This is a genomic window from Gemmatimonas groenlandica (assembly GCF_013004105.1).
Taxonomy (GTDB): domain Bacteria; phylum Gemmatimonadota; class Gemmatimonadetes; order Gemmatimonadales; family Gemmatimonadaceae; genus Gemmatimonas; species Gemmatimonas groenlandica.
The window spans coordinates 5,125,464-5,145,695 of the sequence record NZ_CP053085.1; the positions used below are offsets into that span (position 1 = coordinate 5,125,464).

Genomic DNA, 20,232 nt, shown 5'->3' on the forward strand with positions numbered 1-20,232 from the left:
GAGGAGCACGGATCGCCTACGGTCACGGTACGGTTCCGGGTGGAGCGTGGCGCGACGCAGGCCGTGAACCGGCTCGACGCCGAGCGTGTACAATTCCCCCATGCGCTCTCTGAAATTCCGACACGGTCGTTCTCGCATGGCCGCGCTGTCCGTTATCTGCCTGTCCCTCGCGCTGGCTCTCGTTCCGGCTGGACTGGCGGCGCAGGGTGCGTCGGCCTCCACCGGCGAGGCGTGGCAGATCATCACCCCGCCGCAGGCTACGCTGGTGCTCGGTCGCGACGGCTCGCTGATCGGAGAGCTGGGCCGGGAGCGTCGTATCAACGTCGCGCTGCGCTCGCTCCCCAAGTACGTCGGGAATGCGTTTGTCGCGGTGGAAGACAAACGCTTCTATCAGCACGACGGCGTGGATCTGGTCGGTGTGGCGGGCGCCATCAAGGACGCCGTCACCAAGGGCAATCTCCGCGGCGCGAGCACCATCACGCAGCTGCTGGTGGGCAACATGCACCCCGACCTCATCGACCGTCGGGATGTGTCGGCGGGACGCAAGTTGCGGGAGCAGCAGGCCGCGCGAGAAATGGAGCGGCATTACAACAAAGAGCAGATCCTCGAGGCGTTCCTCAATCAGATCTCGTTCGGACGTGGCGCGTACGGCATCGAGATGGCGGCGCGTCAGTTCTTCGGTAAAGGCGCGGCTGATCTCACGTTGGCGGAAGCCGCGTCGCTGGCGTCGATGCCCAAGAGCCCCGTGCAGTACGATCCGGCCCGCTATCCCGATCGCAACCGCACGCGCCGTAACACGGTGCTCGCGCTGATGGCAGAGCAAGGATACATCACCGCCGCGCAATCGGCCGCGGCACAACGCGAACCAGTACGCACAGTGACGACCACGCGTTCGCCGGCGCCGTGGGTGGTCGACGTGGTCCGCGTGCAGGCCGAGCGGGCAGGCATTGCCGTCATGCAGGGCGGGTATCGCATTCACACCACGATCGACGCCGCGCTGCAGCGATCCACGCAGCAGGCGCTGAGTAGTGGCCTCGATGAAATCGAGACGCGCCCCGGTTTTCGAGGACAGCGATGCGCTCGCGTGGCCGCTGACACATCCGCGGCGGCGACCAAGAAGGCGAAAGTCGAGGCGTGCCTGGAAGGTGCGGCGGTGGTGCTCGACCCCACCACGGGCGATGTGCGCGCGCTGGTGGGCGGGCGTGATTACGCGCGGAGCTCGTTCAATCGCGCGGTCGATGGCAACCGGCAGCCCGGCTCGAGCTTCAAGGCGTTCGTGTACGCGCAATCCATCGCGCAGGGGCTCGCTGCCAACGCCATGGTGGCGGACACCGCACTGCGCATTCGTCTCGACAACGGGCAGATCTACAGCCCCGACAACGCCGACAACGCGTTTCTGGGAGCCCTCACGCTGCGTGAAGCGCTGACGCGGTCGCGGAATCCGGTCGCGGTGCAGCTCGCGCTGGCGGTGGGCATGGACTCGGTCATCGCGCTGGCGCGCCGCGCTGGGTTGCGCTCGCCGATCTCGCCATATCCCTCGAGCGCGCTCGGCGCGAGTGTGGTGCAGCCGCTCGATTTCGTGGCCGCCTACGCCACATTCGACAACGGCGGCGTAGCGGTGGAACCGCGCTTCGTGCAGCATATCGAAGATCGCAACGGGCGTACGGTATTCACGCCGCAGGTTGCACCGCCGCGATCGGCGATGGACCCGCGGGTGGCCTTTATTATGCGCGACATGCTGCAAGACGTGGTCACGCGCGGCACCGCGACGGCGCTACGAAAGATCGTGCCGTCACGCATCCCAGTGGCGGGGAAAACGGGGACCACCAACGACAATACCGATGTCTGGTTCGTCGGGATGACGCCGGAGTTGGTCACCGGCGTGTGGCTGGGCTTCGATAAGCCGGCCATGATCTCACCGGGCGCGGTCGGCGGCACGTTGGCGGCACCGATTGCGGGGCAGATCATTGCCGCGGCCTACGGCAATCGCGCCAGTGGCGCGTGGACGCCACCGCCGGGCGTGGTGCCGGTAGAGCTCGATCGGGCGACAGGTCAGCCGTCGGATGGGACGACGCCGAACGAGCGACGCTATGTGGAGTGGTTCATGGCGGGGACGGAACCGGGAGCGCCGGTGTGGCCGTGGAGCCTCTTCCGTTTGGGGCCGATCGGGTACTGAACTCTGGCGCAGTAGTCAGTGTTCAGTGGCCGGAGTTCAGGGATCAGACTGCATATAGTGGTCAGCGTTCAGCAGCTACAGTCCACAGTGTCGAGCGGGTTTGGGGAGGCTCCGTAATCGTACGGGGGGGTGAATTGCGTATTCGCCCCAATGGAATGCGGTGGTGCAGGGGTCGACTATTCGCTGCATGACGCCCTCTGATGTTCTGCCGTTCCGTCGCCCGTCGAGTGTACACGGGCATGCGCAACCGTCGCCCCGTTCCGGCGAGGGTGCTGGTACCGGGATCGTGATGATGAACCTCGGCGGGCCGGCGACGCTCGACGAAGTGGAGCCGTTCCTGCTCCGGCTGTTTGCCGACAAGGAGATCATTCAGCTCCCATGGCAGGATGTGCTGGGCAAGTTCATCGCCACTCGTCGTGCGCCAAAAGTGCGCAAGCTGTATGACGCGATCGGGGGCGGGTCGCCGATTCTCACGTGGACCAAGGCGCAGGGCGACGCCATGTGTGCGCGCCTCGATGAAATGTCTCCCGACACCGCGCCGCACAAGTTCTACGTATCGTTTCGCTACACCGCGCCGTTCGCCGACGATGCCCTGAAGGCAATGAAGGCCGACGGCATCACGCGCGCCGTGGCGTTCACGCAGTATCCGCAGTGGTCATGCTCCACCACGGGTTCGAGCCTCAACGACCTGTGGCGCGCGCTCGATCGCACCGGCCTGCAAGACGCGTTTACGTGGAGCATCATCGATCGGTGGGGCGAGCACGAGGGCTTCGTGCGCTCGATGGCCAGCGCGATCGACGACGGCCTCGATCAGTATGCCGATCACGAGCGAGACGACGTGCTGGTGCTCTTCAGCGCCCATTCGCTGCCGCTCAAGGTCATCGACCGTGGCGATGCGTATCCGGCCGAGATCGCGGCGTCGGTGAGCCGCGTGGTGCAGGCGGCCGAGCTGCGTAATCCATACATGTTGAGCTTTCAGTCGGAAGTGGGGCCGGTACGCTGGCTGGGCCCGAGCACCGAGACGATGATCAAGCAGCTGGCGGCGCGCGGGCAGAAGAACGTGCTGGTGGTGCCGATCGCGTTCACGAGCGATCACATCGAAACGCTGTCGGAAATCGACATCGAATACGGCGAGCTGGCACATTCGCTCGGTATGACGGGATTCAAGCGGGCGCCGTCGCTGAATGCGCGCACGGAGTTCCTCGATGCGCTGGCCGATATCGTGAACGGGCACCTGGAGTCTGGGCAGCCGCACAGCACGCAGTACAAGCAGAACTGTCCGGGGTGCACCAACGCCGCCTGTCGCGGATTGCCGTCGAAGATGACGACACAGGGCACACGCGATGTCTCTGTGGAGTCCGCGGCGAGTCGCTGACGTGTTCCTCCTGCCGTTCCATCTGATTGGCTGCAGTCACGAACAGAGTGACGTGGATGCCGTCGGGCGTCTGCGCATTCTGCCCGCAGAGCTGCCGGTGCAGCTCGAAGCGTTGCGCGCGGTCGGGATTCCGGCGGTGGTGGTGAGCACCTGCCATCGTACGGAGTTGTACTGGTGGGGCGATCACGATCCGTCGGCCTGGTTCGACGCGCTGCTGGTGGAGCGCGGCGTGTCGGACGTGCAACTCGATCGCAAGCACGCCGATCTCGCCGTGCGGCATCTGTTCGCCGTATCGGCGGGCATGTGTTCCGCGCGTTTCGGCGAACCGGAAATTCTGGGTCAGGTACGGCGCGCCTGGAGCACGTCGCGCGACCTGGGCGCGACCAACGCCCTCCTCGACAGCGTATTCCGTCATGCGGTCGACGCCGCGCGCCACATTCGCGCGGCGATCGGTAGCCAGGCGAATGCGTCGCTTGGCGTGCGTGTACACGAGGCCCTGCTGGAACTCGTGGCCACCCAGCGTGCGGAATCATCCTCCCCGGACGACGCCGAGGCGCCGTGCCGCGTGCTGGTGATCGGCGCCGGTGACGCCGCACGCACCGTTGTCGCCGCGCTCACGCACGCCCCGGGCGAGACAGAGTTGGTGGTGCGCGTTACCAGTCGTACGGACAGCCGCGCGGCGGTGCTGGCGTATGCCCACGGCCTCTCGCACGTGGCGTGGAGCGCACGCGATCATGCGATCGCCGCGTCCGATGTCGTGATCTTTGCGGCGCACTCCACCACGCCGATCGTGACGTCGGTGCAGGCGCGCGCGCTGCTGCGCGACGGGAACACGACACCGATCTGGATCGACCTCGGCGTGCCGCCAAACGTGGGCAACGCCGCCGACCTGCCCGACGCGGTGCAGTACGTGGATCTCGACTGGCTGGCCCTGTTCTCGGGAGATGTGCACGGCACCAGCGACGTGACCGCGCGCGCGCAGATCGCCCTGCAGCGCGAACTCGCCCGCTTTGCCGGCGTGATGCACCGCCGACAGGTCGGTGCACGACTCGCCCTGCTCGAACAACGTGCCGTCGACGCCGCCCGCGCCGCGTTCGATTCGCACGCACTCGCCGCCGGAGATTCGCCGAACGTCGAGCACGCTGCTGACGCCATGGCGCGACGGGTCACGCGGTTGCTGCTTCGCGAACTGACGGCCCTGTCGGCGTAGCGACTCCGCTCGAAAAGCAACAGCGAAACGCAACAGCGAAACGCAACAGCGAAACGCAACAGCGGGAACACGGAGTCGACGGATTGCGCAGACATCACAGATAAGCAAACGGCGATTTCAAAAACCGTTGTCGCTTTTTGCTTATCTGTGACGTCGGTGTCATCCGCCATCTCCGTGTTCTGGCTGTTGCAGTTGTAGTTGTAGTTGCAGTTGCAGTTGCAGCCGCAATTTCAGTAGCCGTTCACGCCGTCGCCCTTCGAGCGCTGGCGAATTCGCCCAGCGGTGTCGAATGCACAGGTGGCTTCACGGCCGCTGTGGGGGTGCACCGATCGAGTGCCGCCGGGAATGACCGCAGCGAGACCGGCGCGTAGTGGCCCATGAGACACACCTGGAGCCAGTTTCGCTCGCGCAGGTAGCCGCTCTCGAAGCTGATCAGCCATCCCGCGGCCCGCAGTTGTTCACCGATCGCGCGTGCGCTCGCGCCAACGGGAGGGACCAGCGTGTGCACGGCCGGTGAGGCGTGTTCGGCCGACGCGAGCAGGCGCCATCCGCGGGACTCCATCGCACGCCGCAGCCAGGTGCCGTCGTGCGCCACGCGGTCGAAGCGCGCCGACCAGTCGATCTCGGCGAGCGACGTGCCGAGTGCATCGAGCAGGTTCGATGACTGCGTGAAGGGCACGCCTTGCTCTTGCACCGCGAGGCCGAGATCGAGATAGCGCGGAATACGGTGGCTGGCCGAGTGAATCTGGCCGTCGTGAAAGACGATGGCGATGCCGGGGAAGGCGGACAGGGCCTTCCCGCTCACCGCACTGGCCAGCCACACGTGACGCAATGACAGCGGCACCGTGCCAAGGCTACTGATCACGTCGAGGGCCATCTTCGCGCGGTGATCCTGAGCGATGGCCGTGAGCGTCGCGAGGTCGTTGATGACCCCGGTCGACGTTTCGCCATGTACTGCCCAAAGCCAGCGTGCGTTGGTGGACCGCACGGCAACGGCAATCTCCGCGTAATCGAGCGGCTCCCCCCACGGCGCCCGCACGACGGTGTGCGGGATCTGCATGCGCGTCGCGTGATCGATCAGTCGTTCACCGAACTCGCCGTTGCTCACGATCACCCCAGGAGCGTCGAGGAGGGAGATCTGCGCCGCCACCACATCGTTGGCGAGCGTACCCGACCCCAACAGCATTGTCGCGTTCTGTGCGTCGGCCAGCGCGCACAGGCGCCACTGCACGTCGCGATAGCGTGCGTGAAACGACTCAGCACGATGCGACGTGGCGCCGCGGTTCATGGCCTGTTGTACGACGTCAGAGATCCCCACCGGCCCCGGGAGAAAATTCGCGCCGACGCCGAGCGCGTCTGCGCCCTCGTTCAGCGCGTCCGGCCACATGAGCACCTCTTCCGCCGTGATGTACATCGGCTGGTACGCCGCCTGCTCAGTGCCGATGAGCGGGCCGAAGGCATGAAAGCCGAGATGCCGGTACAAGCGGAGCTGGCGCGTGGTGCCCGACATGATGCCGAGGTCAAACCCCTTCGCCAGGAAGTGCTGCGTGAGGAAGCCAACGAGCTGGGTAAAAACGCGGCTGGCGCGGAATTCGGGTTCGACGGCCAGTAGCCGGATCTCGACCGGCGTGCGACCGGCGGGCAGGTAGTCGTCGACGCTGCCCAGTTTCTGGTCGAGCGAGAATGGTCGTTGGGTGCGTCCGCTGATCATTCCGACGATGCGGCCATTCACCTCATAGACCGCATAGACATTGTCGTCGTGAAAACGATCCACATGACGCCGCGTGGCATTGGGCGCGTGCTGTGGAATCTCTTCGACGAACGTTCGGTAATTCAATGCGTGGATGGCATCATGGTCCGCCTCGGTAGCCAGCCGGACCGTACCACGCGTAGACTGTTGGGGCGTTGTCATGGCATGAACTTGCGCCCTGTGCCGGTCGAGCGGAATAAGTCACGTGACGTAGAGCTGACGTAAAACGGGGGCAACAGGGCACTGGGGCCTGTCGGAAATTCTGTGTATGAGTCATAACCTTGTAGGACGGAGGTGGTTATGGCTCGACGGAAACGGGCGGCGGCGGAGCCGCTGCCCGCAGGGCTGACGCCCGAGATTCTCGACCAGTTGGTGGCGGGGGTGCAGACCTCCGCCGACTTCCAGCTGGTCTGGCGGCAGTTGCAGAAGGCGATGGCGGAGCGGGTGCTCAAGGCTGAGCTCACGCATCACTTGGGCTATCCCGAGGGCGGGGAGCGCGGGCCGGATGGCAATGCCCGCAATGGCTTTACCCCGAAGTCGTTGCTGACCGAGAGCGGGTCGATTGCGCTCGACATCCCGCGGGACCGCGACGGCAGTTTTGCGCCCCAGTTTGTGCCCAAGGGCGCCCGCCGCTTGCCGGGCTTCGACGAGACGGTGCTGATGCTGTACGCGCGCGGCTTGAGCACGCGCGAGCTCCAGGCGTTTCTCGAGGAGCGCTATCAGATCCCGGTCTCGCCCGACTTGATCAGCACGATCACGAGCGAGGTGCTGGCCGAAGTCGAGACGTGGCAGCAGCGGCCGCTCGAGTCGACGTACGTGGCCGTCGCCTTCGATGCGCTGCGCGTGAAGATCCGCGACGAAGGCGTCGTGCAAAACAAGGCGGTGTATCTCGCGCTCGGCGTGCAGCTGGATGGCACGAAGGAAGTGCTCGGCTTTTGGATCGCGCAAACCGAGGGCGCCGCCTTCTGGCACCGCGTGTTTCGCGAGCTGCAGGGCCGTGGCGTGGCCGATATCCTGATCGCGCTGATCGATGGCCTGACGGGGCTCCCAGACGCGCTGCAGACGGTGTTTCCGCACACGGTGATTCATCAGTGCATCGTGCATCTCGTGCGTCAAAGCCTCCACTACGTGTCGTGGACCGAGCGGAAGCTCGTCGCGGCGGCGCTGCGGACGATCTACCACGCGCCCACCGAGGCGGCTGGGCGTCTCGCCTTGCAGCGCTTTGCGGAGAGTCCGCTTGGGCAGCGCCACGCAGCGATCGTCGCCATCTGGGAGCGGCACTGGGAGCGCATCGCGCCGGCCCTCGCCTACCCACTGGAAATCCGCCGCGTGCTCTACACCACGAATGCGATCGAGAGCCTGAACATGCAGATTCGCAAAGTGATCAAGACCCGCGGCCACTTCCCGAGTGATGAAGCGGCCGGCAAGCTGCTCTATCTCGCGCTGCGCAACATCGGCAAGAAGTGGAAAGCCAAGCCCGACAAGTACTGGCGCGCGGCCTTCCCACATCTCAAGCTCCTCTTCGGCGACCGACTCGTGGCGACGTCGTGACCCGATGCTCACGACTCATACACAGAATTCCTGACAGGTCCGGGCACTGCGCCCTGTTACCCCCGACTCCCTACCCCCGACTCCCTACCCCCTACTCCCTACCCCCTACTCCCTACTCCCTACTCCCTACTCCCTGCTTCGCCGTTACACCCCAATCAGCTCTTCCACCTCAACCGGCGCGGCGCGCCCCTGATCCACCAGGGCAATCGCCAGGACCTCGCGCATCGTCTCCACCGGGTGGAAGATCAGCTGCTCGCGCACTTCATCCGGCACGTCCTCGAGGTCCGCTTCATTCGCCTTCGGGATGATCACTTCCTTGATGCCGGCGCGGTGCGCACCAAGCACCTTCTCCTTCACGCCGCCGATCGGCAGCACGCGGCCACGCAGCGTGATCTCACCCGTCATCGAGACATCGCGCCGCACCTTGCGGTTGGACATCTCGCTCACGAGCGCCAGCGCAATCGCGATACCCGCGCTCGGTCCGTCCTTCGGAATTGCACCGGCCGGTACGTGAATGTGTGCCTCACTGGCCGACGCCACTCGGTTGGCCGGAATGCCCAGCAATGCCGCGTTGTTCGTGGCGTAGGTGAGTGCCGCCCGCGCACTCTCCTTCATCACGTCGCCAAGCTGACCGGTCAGGATCAGCGAGATCGGTCCGACGCGCACCACTTCGGCACCATCGTCGCTCTTCGCCGGCGCCGACGACCCACGGCGGATGCTCGCTTCCACGAACATGATGTCACCACCCATCGGCGTGTAGTACATACCCGTCGTGATACCGACCTCGTCATGCTCGGCCACACGTTCCGGGTGCACCTTCGGGCGCCCCAGTAACTCGCGGACTTCGTCGCCGCTGATCACCTTGTCGTCGATCGTCGCCGTGTCACCCATGGCGACGCGACGCGCCACCTTGCGCGCCACCGCGCCGAGCTGACGCTCCAGCTGTCGGACGCCGCTTTCACGCGTGTACTCGCTGATCACCTTCATCACCGCGTCGTCGGTGAACTTGAGATCGCGCTGACCGAGTCCCGATTCCTCGAGCTGCCGGGGAATGAGATACGTCTTGGCGATTTCCGACTTCTCGCGCTCGGTGTAGCCGCTGAAGTCCACCACTTCCATACGGTCCAGCAGCGGACCGGGGATGTTCTGGATGAAGTTCGACGTCGCGATGAACAACACTTCGCTCAGGTCGAACGGCACGCCGAGATAGTGATCGGTGAACGAATCGTTCTGCGCGGGATCGAGCACTTCCAGCAATGCGCTGGAGGGATCGCCCTGATACGACGTGCCGAGCTTGTCGACTTCGTCGAGCAGGAACACCGGGTTCTTACTGCCCGCTTGCTTCATGCCCTGAATGATGCGACCGGGCATGGCGCCCACATACGTGCGCCGATGTCCACGGATGTCCGCTTCGTCGCGTGCGCCACCCAGGGCGACGCGCACGTATTCACGGCCGAGCGCGCGGGCGATCGACTTGGCGATACTCGTCTTGCCGACGCCCGGCGGTCCGTTGAAGAGCAGGATCGGTCCCTTGGCCATGGCGCGGGCCTTGGCTTCCTTCGCGTCGGTGATCTGACGCTCGCCGTTCCCGTTGCCACTGCCGTTTCCACTGCCAAGCGTGGCGTTCGCATCGGTGGTGTCGCCCTTGAGCTTCGACACCGGGAACTCGCCCGTCGTCGCGACCTCGGCGGCCACCTGCTGCGCACGCAACTGGCGCACGGCCAGGAACTCGAGCACGCGATCCTTCACGTCCTTGAGACCGTAGTGATCCTCTTCGAGGATCTCACCGGCACGGGCGAGTTCAAGGTGATCGTCCGAGCGCTTGCTCCACGGCAGTTCGGCGATCCACTCGAGATACGTGCGGATCACCTGTGCTTCCATCGACTCGCGACCGGCGCGCTCGAGGCGGCCCAATTCACGCTCCGCTTCCGCGCGCGCTTCCTTCGGTAGCTCGAGCTTGGTCAGCTTTTCGCGGAGCTCGGTGATTTCCTTCGACTGATCGTCGTCACCGAGCTCTTTCTGGATCGCCTTGAGCTGTTCGCGCAGGAACATCTCGCGCTGCCGCTCGCCCAGCTCTTCCTGGACCTGCGACTTGATGTCTTCCTGTGCCTCGAGCAAGCCGATCTGGCGTTGCACATGCACCAACACGCGACGGAGGCGCTCTTCAACGGACATCGTCTCGAGCAGTCCTTGCTTCTCGGGCACGGTGAGCTCGATGTAGCCGGCCACGAGGTCGGAGAACTTGCCGGCATCGTCGACCGAGTCGAGCACCTGGTGCACGACTTCTTCGGGCAGACCGCGCTTCTCGCCCAACTCGGCGGCACGCTCGCGCGCCTCCTTATGGAGCGCCTCGAACGCGGCGTTCTTGAGGTCGAGTGGCATCATCTCCTCGGCGGGCACGATCACCGCTTGGAGATACCCATCGACTTCGGCGTACTGCAGCGCCGTGGCGCGCTGCTCGCCTTGCAGCAGCAGCTGAACACCGCCCAGACCGCGCTGGATCTGGCCGATGCGGGCGATGACGCCCGTCGTAAAGAGAATGTCCGACGTCGGCTCTTCGGTGTTGTCGCGCTGCGCGACGGCAAAGACGAGTCGATCGCCCTTGAGTGCCGTTTCGATGGCTCTCAGGGTGCCGGGGCGGCCCGCCGCAATCGGTGCGGTGATGCCGGGGAACATGACCGTCCCGCGAAGCGGCAGGACAGGAAGCGTTTGGCGTTGGCCCATGACGTACGATCCTTTTGGAAGAGGAATACCGCCAGCCAATGGGCAGGTTTCACACCGTCTGGATTACGCCATCCCGGCAGGGTTTGCAAGCAGCCTGGGGCGCGGGTGCCGTGGTGACGGTACCGCTGGCCCGGCCACCCGCCGAATTGTCGGTCCACGGCATGGAATGCAAATAGCGGTCAAGATGACCGATGGCGCTGGCGTCCGGGACGGACGGGGGCCCAGTTGCAACTCCCGGCGAGCTCGGGCCGTACGGCGGATGCCCAAGAGAATTACGATGCTGTTGCCGGTTTCTCTCCGGTGCTACACTAGACACGTACGGCGCGACTTCCCCGATTCCCACGCGAGTGCCCGATTCCGTAGTCCCATCCACCGAAGATGCTGAGCTGCGCGCCCATGTGGAGCAGGCGCTCAGTGCCACCTATGAACTGGACCAGGAGATCGGTCGCGGTGGCATGGGCATCGTGTATCGGGCCAAGGATAAGCGCCTCAAGCGCTTCGTGGCGATCAAGCTGCTGCCGCCGGAGCTGTCGTTCCGGCGCGACATCCGCACGCGCTTTCTACGCGAAGCCGAGACGGCCGCACAGCTGAGTCATCCCAACATCGTCCCGATTTATTCGGTCGACGAAGTCGGGAATCTCGTGTTCTTCGTGATGGCGTGCATCGACGGCGACAACCTCGCCACGAAGTTGCAGAAGCGTGGGCCGCTACCAATCGATGACGTACGCCGCTGGCTACTCGAAGTGGCCGATGCGCTGGCTTTTGCGCACGCGCGGGGCGTCATTCACCGCGATATCAAGCCGGATAACATTCTGCTCGACAGTATCGATGGTCGGGCGCTCGTCACCGACTTCGGGATCGCGCGCGCCGCCAGCGACAGTGGAGAGACGTCGCGCCTCACCGCCACCGGCATGGCGATCGGCACCCCGGCCTACATGTCGCCCGAGCAAGCCGCCGGCGATCGCGACCTCGACGCCCGCAGCGATCTGTATTCGCTGGGTATCGTGGCCTATCAGATGCTGGCCGGCGAGCCGCCGTTCACCGGCGGCACCACGCCGGCGCTGTTGGTGAAGCACCTCGCCGAAATGCCGGTGCCGGTGTCGTTGCGTCGTCCCGACACGCCCGATGATTTGTCGCAGATCGTCATGCGGTTGTTGGAGAAGAGCCCCGAGCACCGCTTCCAGAGTGCCGGTGAGATGGTGACGGCGCTCAAGACGGGTGTCGTGCCGCCTCCCACGAATCCGGCGGCGTCGCAGCTTGCAACGGGAGCGCCCGTACGCTTCAACGGCGCACCCATCGGCGGCATGCCGCTGGGAGGTCTGGCGTCACCCAGTCCGTCCGCGCCGTCGGTGCCGTACACGCCCGCGCCGTACACGCCGCCGGCTTATCAACCGCCCACGTACCAGTCGCGCACCGCAGTGACGCCGCAGGCGGCGCCGTATCCGCTCTATCAACAGCCGACGTCGGGCGACGAGGTGTACGTCCCGACGGCGGAGGACCTCGCGCGTTGGGAGGCACCTCCCGTCGTGGCGTTCCGCCGTAAGCTGGCCCCGTATCTGTTCGTGAACGGCGCGATCCTCGTGATCAGCATCTTCACGCGCGGCGACATGCTCGGGCTAACCACGCTGTGGACGGTGTACATCGCGTGGAAGTACGCCAAGCTCTGGGCCGACGGCTTTGACTGGACGGATGTGCTGAAGCAGCCCAAGCATCGCATGCTCGGCGAAGTCCTATCCGATCTTGGCGACAAGTTCATGGCCACGTTCAGCCGCAAGAAGCGCGAAGAGCTACGGGCGCAGGGGCGGTTGCGCAATCGTCTCGATGGTGTGCTGTCGTCGACGCCAACGTCGCCGGTGACGCTACGCGCGGCCGTCGCGATGCCGAACGCGCCTGCACGCGACGACGAGCTCGGCGAGTTCGTCGGACTGGTCAAGGCCGCGCGCGCCGATCGCGAAGAGATCGGGCGTTTGCTGGGCACGCTGCCGGCCGACGAGCGCGGGCGCATTCCCGACGTCGCACGTACGGCCGTGGATCTGGTGAACAAGGTCGAGATCATTGCCCGCGATATCGCCCGGGTGGATCGCGACCATGGACCTGATGCCGCACGACGCATCGACGCCGAGATAGGGGCACTCGAGGCCGAAGCGAATCCGCTCGACACACAGCGCAGCGAAGGACGTGTGCGTCGCTTGGCGCAGCTGCGTCGCGATCGCCGCGCGGTGGCCGATTCCCTCGGCAAGCGTGAATTGCGCCGTGCGCAGCTGGAGAGCTGCCGTATCGCACTCGAGAACGTGCGCCTCGATCTCGTGCGTCTGCGTACCGGCAATAGTTCAGTGCAGAGTGTCACCTTGGTCGCCGAGCAGGCCATGCAGCTGGCGCGTGATGTCGAGATCGCGGTGCAGGCCGCCAACGAAGTGCGCGACGCAACGTCGTCGCGCTACGGTTCGGCGTAAGCCGAGCGCACGATGCCTGACGGTCAGCGCGCGGCCACGAAGGCGGCCGAAACACAGGCCGAGTCGAATCTCCTGCGCGACCGCGTAACAGCCGCGGTCGGCGACCTGTACCTCATCGAGCAGGAAGTCGGTCGAGGCGGCATGGCCGTGGTGTACGCCGCCGAAGATGTGCGATTGCAGCGACCGGTGGCGCTCAAGGTGCTGCCGCCCGAGCTCGCGTTTCGCGGCGACGTGCGTGAACGCTTCGTGCGCGAAGCGCAGACGGCCGCGCGGCTCAATCATCCGCACATCGTGCCGATCTATGCGGTGCACGAGGAAGGCGGATTGGTGTGCTTCGCGATGGCGCTGGTCAAAGGCGAGAGCCTGGCGGCGCGCATCGTTCGCGATCCGCGGCCCGGTTTCGAGTACATCGCGCAGATGCTGGAGCAGGTGGCCGACGCGCTCGCATACGCGCACGCCTGCGGCGTGGTGCATCGTGACGTGAAGCCGGACAACGTGCTCATCGACAAAGACTCGGGGCGTGCGATGGTCACCGACTTCGGTATCGCGCGCGCGGCCGAGAGCGGGTCGCGTCTCACGCAGACTGGCATTGCGGTGGGCACGCCGGCGTTCATGAGCCCCGAGCAGGCCACGGGAGACCGCGAGATCGACGGTCGGAGCGACATCTATTCGCTCGGCGTCGTCGGCTACCTCATGCTGGCGGGCCGCTTGCCATTCGAGGCGACGACCACGCCGGCGATGCTCATGAAGCATGTCAGTGAAACGCCGATGCCGATTCGCGCCGTGCGTCCGGATGCGCCGCATGCGCTGGTAGAGATTCTCGAGCGGTGTCTTGCCAAGCGTCCGCAAGACCGCTGGGACAACGCCATGCAGCTCCGCGATGCCCTGCGCAAAGTGCAGCGCGACGGTTCGCTGCAGACGGGCGCGCACCGTGCGTACGCGCCGCCCGCGCCGGCTCCGTTGTACCCGCCGGCGGCCGCTCCGGTGCACTACAACGGGACATCCGGCGCCCGCACACCGGAACATCGCGAAGACGCGCGCTATGGGCAGCGATCGGAGGACTGGGCGCCGCGCAATGTGCTGGTTCCGGCACCCGCGCCTCGGTCGTATCCTGCGCCGGGCGCGTTGCCGCCCATGCCCGCGCTTCCGCCGCTGCCGCCTGGCGCTCCACGCGAGCAGGTGCGCGAGTGGAATCGCGCGTCCAAGGAAGCGATGCAGGATTGGCGCGTCGCGGTGCGACAGCAGCGCCGCGACGTGCAGTCGCAGTGGAACGATCAGTACGGCGACGCGACCAGTGCCTGGCGCAGCGACGAAGACGTGATCGAGCGCTTCAAGGGGCAGATGCTCTGGACGGCGGGCATGATCGTGTTCCTCGGCGTCATCAATGCGTCGACCAGTCCCGGTTTCCCGTGGGCGATCTTCCCCTCGATGGGCATGGGCTTGGGCGTGCTCGGCCGGTACATCCGGCTGCGTCGGCGTGGCATCACGTTGGGTCGCATCTTTGGCGGTGAGTCCACACCGAAGCCGGACGGCGACCCGCGCAGCAAGCCGGCGCGCATCGCCGACGCGTCGCGCGCGTTCGTGAAGCACGCCAAGTGGTTGATGGGCGCGGCCGCCGTTTCGCTTGGCAGTCTCGTGATCGGCGCGTCGTTGGATCTCAAACCGATGATCATTCCGATGCTCGGCGCCGGTCTTGCGGCGTTGGCGAGCGCGCAAATGCTGGCTCGCGATTTCATGCGGCTGCGTCGACTTGGCGTCTCGGCGGGTGACGCGTGGAACGGCAGTTGGCAGGCCATCGCCGCGGGGTCGGATGATCGTCCGTACGAGGTGAAGATGCGCGAGCAACTCGCGCTCGTGGCCGGCGATCAGTTGCTCGCGTCGGCGTACGGTGAGTTGCTGCGCAATGCGGTGGACGATCGGCTCACGATCAAGGACGTTACGGCGAAACTGTCGGACGCCGACAAGAGTTTGGTGCCCGACGTCGAGCCTACGGCCGACGCGCTCCTCGAGCGCATCAGCGCCCTCGCCAGCGGTCTCGAACGATTGCAGCGCGATCTGCCCACCGATGCACTGACACAACTCGAATCACGAGTGGCGTCGGTGCAAGCCGAGCCGGAACAGGCGCCGGATCGCGAACGCCGCCTCACGCTGCTCACGCGGCAGCTGTCGTCGTTGCAGGAACTCGTGGACCGCCGCGAAACGATGCAGCGTCAGCTCGACAGCGCGTCGATGGCGCTGCGGTCACTGCGTCTCGATATCGTGAAGCTGCGCACCATGGGCGTGGGTGCGGCGATCAACGATGTCACGAATGCGACGCAGGAAGCGAGAGCGCTGTCAAGAGACCTGGGACACGTGATCAGCGCGGCAGACGAGATGCGGAAACTCTGAACTGCCCAGTCATCAGTGGTCAGTGGTCTGAACTCTGGCGTGGGACTTCATATAGTGCTCAGCGTCGAGCAACGACAGTCCACAGTTGCGAGGCGTTTGATGGACTGCCGCCGGATGCATCGCGCGTGCTCAATACTGCACGAAACGCCTCGGCACTGTGGACTGTCGTTGCTGAATTCTGACCGCTATACAAAGTCCGACGCCAGAGTTCTGAACACCGTCTACTGAATCCGCGTAAATCCGCGCCGTTCAGTACTCCCGTTCTTCGAATTCCGAGACCAGCGTCGCGTGTCCGTGTCGCGTGGCCGCCTCAACGCCCTTGTCGCACGCCGCGCGGGCGGCGTCCTGTTTGCCGAGGGCGTGCAGCGTGTCGGCATAACGCAGCCAGCCGTTGCCTTCGTCGTCGTGCAGCGCGAGATACGCGGCCAACTCCAGTTCGGCTTCGTCCAACAGGCCGGCTTTGAGCAGCTCGTTGGCGAGTCCGAAGCGGGCGAGGGGATTCGTCGGCTGCTTGGCAGCCATGACGCGCATCGTGGCGAGGCGATCTGTCATGAGAGACGGGCGGGTGGAAGGGGCGTGACGCGAAGCACTCTCTGACAATTCAGCCGGTCAGGAGTTCCGCCACGAGTGCACCGAGTCGGTCGGGTGCTTCTTCGGGGGCTACGTGGGCTACGCCGGGGAGTTCGCGGAGCGTGACCCCATTCGGTGCCGCGAGACGCAGTGCTTCGCCGAGTTTGACGGCGCGGGCGGCAGGTACGAACGGATCGTCAGACGCGGTGGCGAGCAGCACGGGGCAGGTGATTGCGCCCGGCGAGAGGGCGGCGGTGGTATCGCCCCGTGACGCCGAGAGGGCCGACAGCTGAGCGAGCGCGGCGTCGCGTCCGTCGCGGGTCCGAAAACTTTTCAGGTAGAGATCGAGCGATCGCGCACCGACGTCGCGATGGGCGTAGCAGGGCAGCAGGGCCGCGTGGAGGGCGGAGGCCAGCCAGCCGGGCGAGAGGCGACGCCAGAGCGACAGGAAGGGCACCAGTCGCGCCACGCGGCGGCTCAAGGCGACATCGCCAGGCTGGCAGCCGATCATGGTGGGGTTCACGAGCAGCAGGTGCGCCACGCGCTCCGGGTGTTCGTGCGCCACGACGGCCGCGATCGCGGCACCCATGCCGTGCCCAACGAGTGAGGCTCGTCGCACGCCGAGTACATCGAGCAGGGCGGCGACGCGCATGGCGTGACCGGCAACCGTCATCTGGTGGGTGCCGGGCGGGTCGCTTCGGCCATGGCCGAGCAGATCGAGCACCAGGACGCGATATCCCTTGGGCAACCGCGGCAGGACATCCTGCCACAAATGCGATGACGTGAAGGCGCCGTGGATCAGAACGATCGGCTCACCGACGCCGCGCTCGCCGAATGCGTAGCAGTAGAGGCGCACGCCCCCTAGATCGACGAACTCGCCGCGCATCAGCGCTGGCTAGGGGAGGCGGAGAGCGTGGACATAAGCCGCAGTCAATCTCAACGGCGCCGCGTCGCGGAACAAGCGATTCCGTCGCGCGACAGCGAAAAGCGGGGGGTGCCGGCTGGCACCCCCCGCTTGGTCGCACATCCTGCGACCTCGGTCAGAGACCGCCGCGGCGACCCTGCGGCATGGCGGCAACGTTCTCGTCGAACTTCTTCTTCTGTTCGTCGGTCAGCAGCGCCTTGAGGGCGTCGTTGCGCTCGGTGTTCATCTTGCGCATCGACTCCTGCATCGCGGCCGGGTCACCGCCACCGCTGCGGGCGGCCATCATCGCTTCCCGCTGCTTGGTGCCGGCCTGGGTCAGGATGGAGTCGACCGTTGCCGACTGCGCGGCCGTCAGCGTGATGTCCTTGAACAGCTGTTCCTTCTGCCGAGCGTTACGGTCGGCCTGCGACATCTGCATGCCACCACCACCACCGCCGCCACCCTGGGCATAGGCGGGCACAGCAATCGCGAGGGCAGCCGCAGCAACAACCATGCGGATCGTGTTCTTCATGTCTGGGGTCTCGGTGGGTCGTTCGGCACTGTCCACGACGCGGTCGCGCCGCTGAGGTACCTCACAGTGTAGACGTCTAAGCTTGCAGAAGTGTTAAGACGAAAGCGACGAATGGATGAGTCCGCCTTGAAATGGATGCGGTTGGTCCCTCACCCTCTGGCGGAACGTCGGTTGAGGGGTACAATTGCAGAATTGTGACGCTTCCGCCCTCGATATCGCCGCTACCAGTGCCTGATTCGCCGCCGGTCCCTCCGGACGCGCGCCTCTCGCTGTACCCGCCGATGCCGGCGCCACCGCCGCTGCCGCCGGGGCCCGTCACCGTACCTATGAGTTGGCTGCTTCGCACGGCGTCACCGTCGGTCCAGTTCCGCGCCACCAAGGCCTTCTGGCCGAAAGCGGTGTCCGACGCGGGGTGGGCGACGGTTCCGTACGCCAGTCGGCAGGGATGGCACCTGCTCCTGATGCAGGATGGGGACGGCCAGTGGCCCGGCGGCATGCTCACGGTTCCTGCCGGGTTGTCGCTCGAGGGCATCGGCACCATTCCGGCCTACCGTCGCCTGCTGGAGCTCGGGTGGGACCCGGAGAGCCCGGCGCTCAGCTCGACGAAGCGGTTGCTGTTTCGCCTGCTGGCCGAAGACGATGACCCCTCGTTTCTGGCGGAGATGATGCCGAAGACGTGGGACGACGATCTGATCAAGCGAGGGCGGTTGTTGTTGCGTGAGGCGGCGGCGGCAGCGCTCGCGCAGGCGGGGTATGAGAGTGATCCGCGGCTCCGCGGTGCGGCCCGCCGGTTGGTGGATCGGGTGATGCCGTTCCTCAAGTCGCCATTGGCGCAGAAGCCGTGGATCCGTCTGGGCAACCAGCATGTGCTCCCGGCCGAGGTCACGGCACCGTCGTTTCACCTGCTGGTGATGCTGGGCTACATGCCGCATTTCCGCAGCGAGCACTACGAGTTCATGGATCGGCTGTACACCTATCTCACGCAGCCGTGGCCGCGCCAACAGCCGGTGCAGCAGGTGGGGCCGCATCTCATCGAGCAGCCCCATCTGGTGTTGGGCGACCTGCTGCCCACGCGCAATGCGATGGATGCCGATATGGCCTCCTCGCTGGGGTGGCTCGAGGTCATGGCGCGTATCGGTTTTCTCAAGAAGCACGACGGCTGGTGCAAGCTACTCGACCGTCTGCTCGACGACCGCGACCGCAAGCATGTGTGGACCCCGCCACGCTCGGTCGTGATGCCGGAGCGGGTACCCGCCTGGTCATGGCCACTCCTTCCACTGTCCGATCCGACCTTCGGCGAGCCCGCCGATTCGGCCTTCTCCGCCGACGTCACCTTCCGTCTTGCCCTCATTGCTCAGCTGAGCGGTCGAGAGATCGAGCTGATATAGCTTCCCGGACGGCCGGACCGATTAGCTTTCCGGTCAACACATGACTGCAATCGACCCTGACACGCTGATCGACGATACCACGTTCGCCGATCTGGGCCTCGCCCAACCTCTGCTCGCCGCCCTCTCCGATGCCGGCTATGAGCGTCCTACGCCCATTCAGCGCGATGCGATTCCGCTCGCGCTGAAAGGGCGCGATCTGATCGGCCTCGCCCAGACGGGCACCGGCAAGACGGCCAGCTTTACGCTGCCGATGGTGCATCGACTGCTGGGCGGACCGCGGCGGACGCGCGTGCTGGTGCTCACACCCACCCGTGAGCTTTGTCTCCAGGTGGAGGAGAGTGTCCGGAAGTATTCCAAGTACGCGCCGGTGGATGTGATCCCCGTGTTCGGCGGTGTCGGCTACGAGCCGCAGGAACGTGCGTTGCGCGCCGGCGTCGACGTGGTCGTCGCCACGCCCGGACGCTTGCTCGACCATCTCGAGAAACGCAACGTCGACTTCTCGTATCTCGAGACGTTGGTGCTCGACGAAGCGGATCGCATGCTCGACATGGGCTTCGCGCCGCAGCTCAATCGCATCGTCGAACAGGTGCCCCGCTATCGGCAGACGCTCCTGTTCAGCGCAACGATGCCACCCGAGGTCGAGGCGCTCGCGCGCAAGTATCTCCGCAAGCCCGTCGTGGTGCAGGTCGGTCGTCGGTCGTCGGCCGCGACCACGGTGACGCACGCGGTGTACCCGGTGCCGCGTCACCTCAAGAACGACCTGCTCGTGCATCTGCTCACGAAGAAAGCGCATGATTCGGTGCTGGTCTTCACGCGCACGAAGAGTGGCGCCGATCGTGTGGTGCAAGATCTCGAGAAAGCGGGTGTGAAGGCGGGCGCCATGCATGCCGACAAGTCGCAGCGCGAGCGCATGGCCGCGCTCGAAGACTTCAAGTCGGGCAAGCTGCGGGTGCTCGTGGCCACCGATATTGCGCAGCGTGGCCTCGATATCTCGGGCATCACGCACGTGATCAACTACGACGTGCCGCAGCAACCGGAAGATTACGTGCACCGGATCGGCCGGACGGGCCGCGCCGCCAGCACCGGCGATGCGTACACGTTCATGGCGGCCGAAGATATCGGCATGGTGCGCACGATCGAGCGCACGATCGGCCAGGAGATTCCGCGCGTGAGCGTGCCGGGGTTCGACTTCGGCACCTGATCATACCTGA

The 20,232-nt window shown here is 65.6% G+C and carries 13 protein-coding genes; 8 read left to right on the top strand and 5 right to left on the bottom strand.

The window, feature by feature from the left end; translation table 11 throughout:
- Nucleotides 1-136: 136 nt before the first annotated feature.
- From HKW67_RS22025 to HKW67_RS22035, 3 genes are all read left to right on the top strand, one after another.
- Nucleotides 137-2,176, top strand: coding sequence for a penicillin-binding protein 1A (locus tag HKW67_RS22025; RefSeq protein WP_206044536.1), 2,040 nt, complete (start codon nt 137-139; stop codon nt 2,174-2,176).
- Nucleotides 2,177-2,363: 187 nt separating this feature from the next.
- Nucleotides 2,364-3,551, top strand: a complete 1,188-nt coding sequence (hemH, locus tag HKW67_RS22030) for a ferrochelatase (RefSeq protein ID WP_206044537.1) — start codon at nt 2,364-2,366, stop codon at nt 3,549-3,551.
- Between the two features lies 1 nt (nt 3,552).
- Nucleotides 3,553-4,761: a glutamyl-tRNA reductase gene (locus HKW67_RS22035; RefSeq protein ID WP_171227452.1), complete on the top strand. Its 1,209-nt coding sequence runs from the start codon at nt 3,553-3,555 to the stop codon at nt 4,759-4,761.
- 241 nt (nt 4,762-5,002) lie between these two features.
- Here the strand turns inward: HKW67_RS22035 and HKW67_RS22040 are convergent, their stop codons facing one another.
- Nucleotides 5,003-6,673: a GNAT family N-acetyltransferase gene (locus HKW67_RS22040; protein ID WP_171227453.1), complete on the bottom strand. Its 1,671-nt coding sequence runs from the start codon at nt 6,671-6,673 to the stop codon at nt 5,003-5,005.
- A 138-nt stretch (nt 6,674-6,811) separates the two neighbouring features.
- Between HKW67_RS22040 and HKW67_RS22045 the strand changes: the two genes are divergently transcribed.
- Nucleotides 6,812-8,062, top strand: a complete 1,251-nt coding sequence (locus HKW67_RS22045; protein ID WP_171225596.1) for an IS256 family transposase — start codon at nt 6,812-6,814, stop codon at nt 8,060-8,062.
- 144 nt (nt 8,063-8,206) lie between these two features.
- Here HKW67_RS22045 and lon read toward each other — a convergent pair whose 3' ends face one another.
- Complete coding sequence (gene lon, locus HKW67_RS22050; protein WP_171227454.1) at nt 8,207-10,786, bottom strand: endopeptidase La; 2,580 nt, start codon at nt 10,784-10,786, stop codon at nt 8,207-8,209.
- 347 nt (nt 10,787-11,133) lie between these two features.
- Between lon and HKW67_RS22055 the strand changes: the two genes are divergently transcribed.
- Nucleotides 11,134-13,239, top strand: coding sequence for a serine/threonine-protein kinase (locus tag HKW67_RS22055; RefSeq protein WP_171227455.1), 2,106 nt, complete (start codon nt 11,134-11,136; stop codon nt 13,237-13,239).
- Between the two features lie 12 nt (nt 13,240-13,251).
- Nucleotides 13,252-15,627 (top strand): protein kinase domain-containing protein, encoded by a 2,376-nt coding sequence (locus HKW67_RS22060; RefSeq protein WP_171227456.1) that lies wholly within the window; start codon nt 13,252-13,254, stop codon nt 15,625-15,627.
- A gap of 249 nt (nt 15,628-15,876) precedes the next feature.
- Here HKW67_RS22060 and HKW67_RS22065 read toward each other — a convergent pair whose 3' ends face one another.
- The 3 genes from HKW67_RS22065 to HKW67_RS22075 all read right to left on the bottom strand — a co-directional run bounded on the left by HKW67_RS22065 (nt 15,877) and on the right by HKW67_RS22075 (nt 17,633).
- Nucleotides 15,877-16,179 (bottom strand): hypothetical protein, encoded by a 303-nt coding sequence (locus tag HKW67_RS22065; RefSeq protein ID WP_171227457.1) that lies wholly within the window; start codon nt 16,177-16,179, stop codon nt 15,877-15,879.
- A gap of 49 nt (nt 16,180-16,228) precedes the next feature.
- Nucleotides 16,229-17,083, bottom strand: coding sequence for an alpha/beta fold hydrolase (locus HKW67_RS22070; RefSeq protein ID WP_171227458.1), 855 nt, complete (start codon nt 17,081-17,083; stop codon nt 16,229-16,231).
- A gap of 154 nt (nt 17,084-17,237) precedes the next feature.
- Nucleotides 17,238-17,633 carry a hypothetical protein gene (locus tag HKW67_RS22075; RefSeq protein ID WP_171227459.1) on the bottom strand — a complete coding sequence of 132 codons (396 nt, stop codon included), beginning with the start codon at nt 17,631-17,633 and terminating at the stop codon, nt 17,238-17,240.
- Nucleotides 17,634-17,914: 281 nt separating this feature from the next.
- Here HKW67_RS22075 and HKW67_RS22080 point away from each other — a divergent pair, with 281 nt between their 5' ends.
- The gene (locus tag HKW67_RS22080) at nt 17,915-19,021 is read left to right on the top strand and encodes a hypothetical protein (protein ID WP_171223435.1); all 1,107 of its coding nucleotides are present in this window, start codon (nt 17,915-17,917) and stop codon (nt 19,019-19,021) included.
- Between the two features lie 40 nt (nt 19,022-19,061).
- Nucleotides 19,062-20,222: a DEAD/DEAH box helicase gene (locus HKW67_RS22085; protein ID WP_171227460.1), complete on the top strand. Its 1,161-nt coding sequence runs from the start codon at nt 19,062-19,064 to the stop codon at nt 20,220-20,222.
- Nucleotides 20,223-20,232 lie beyond the last annotated feature (10 nt).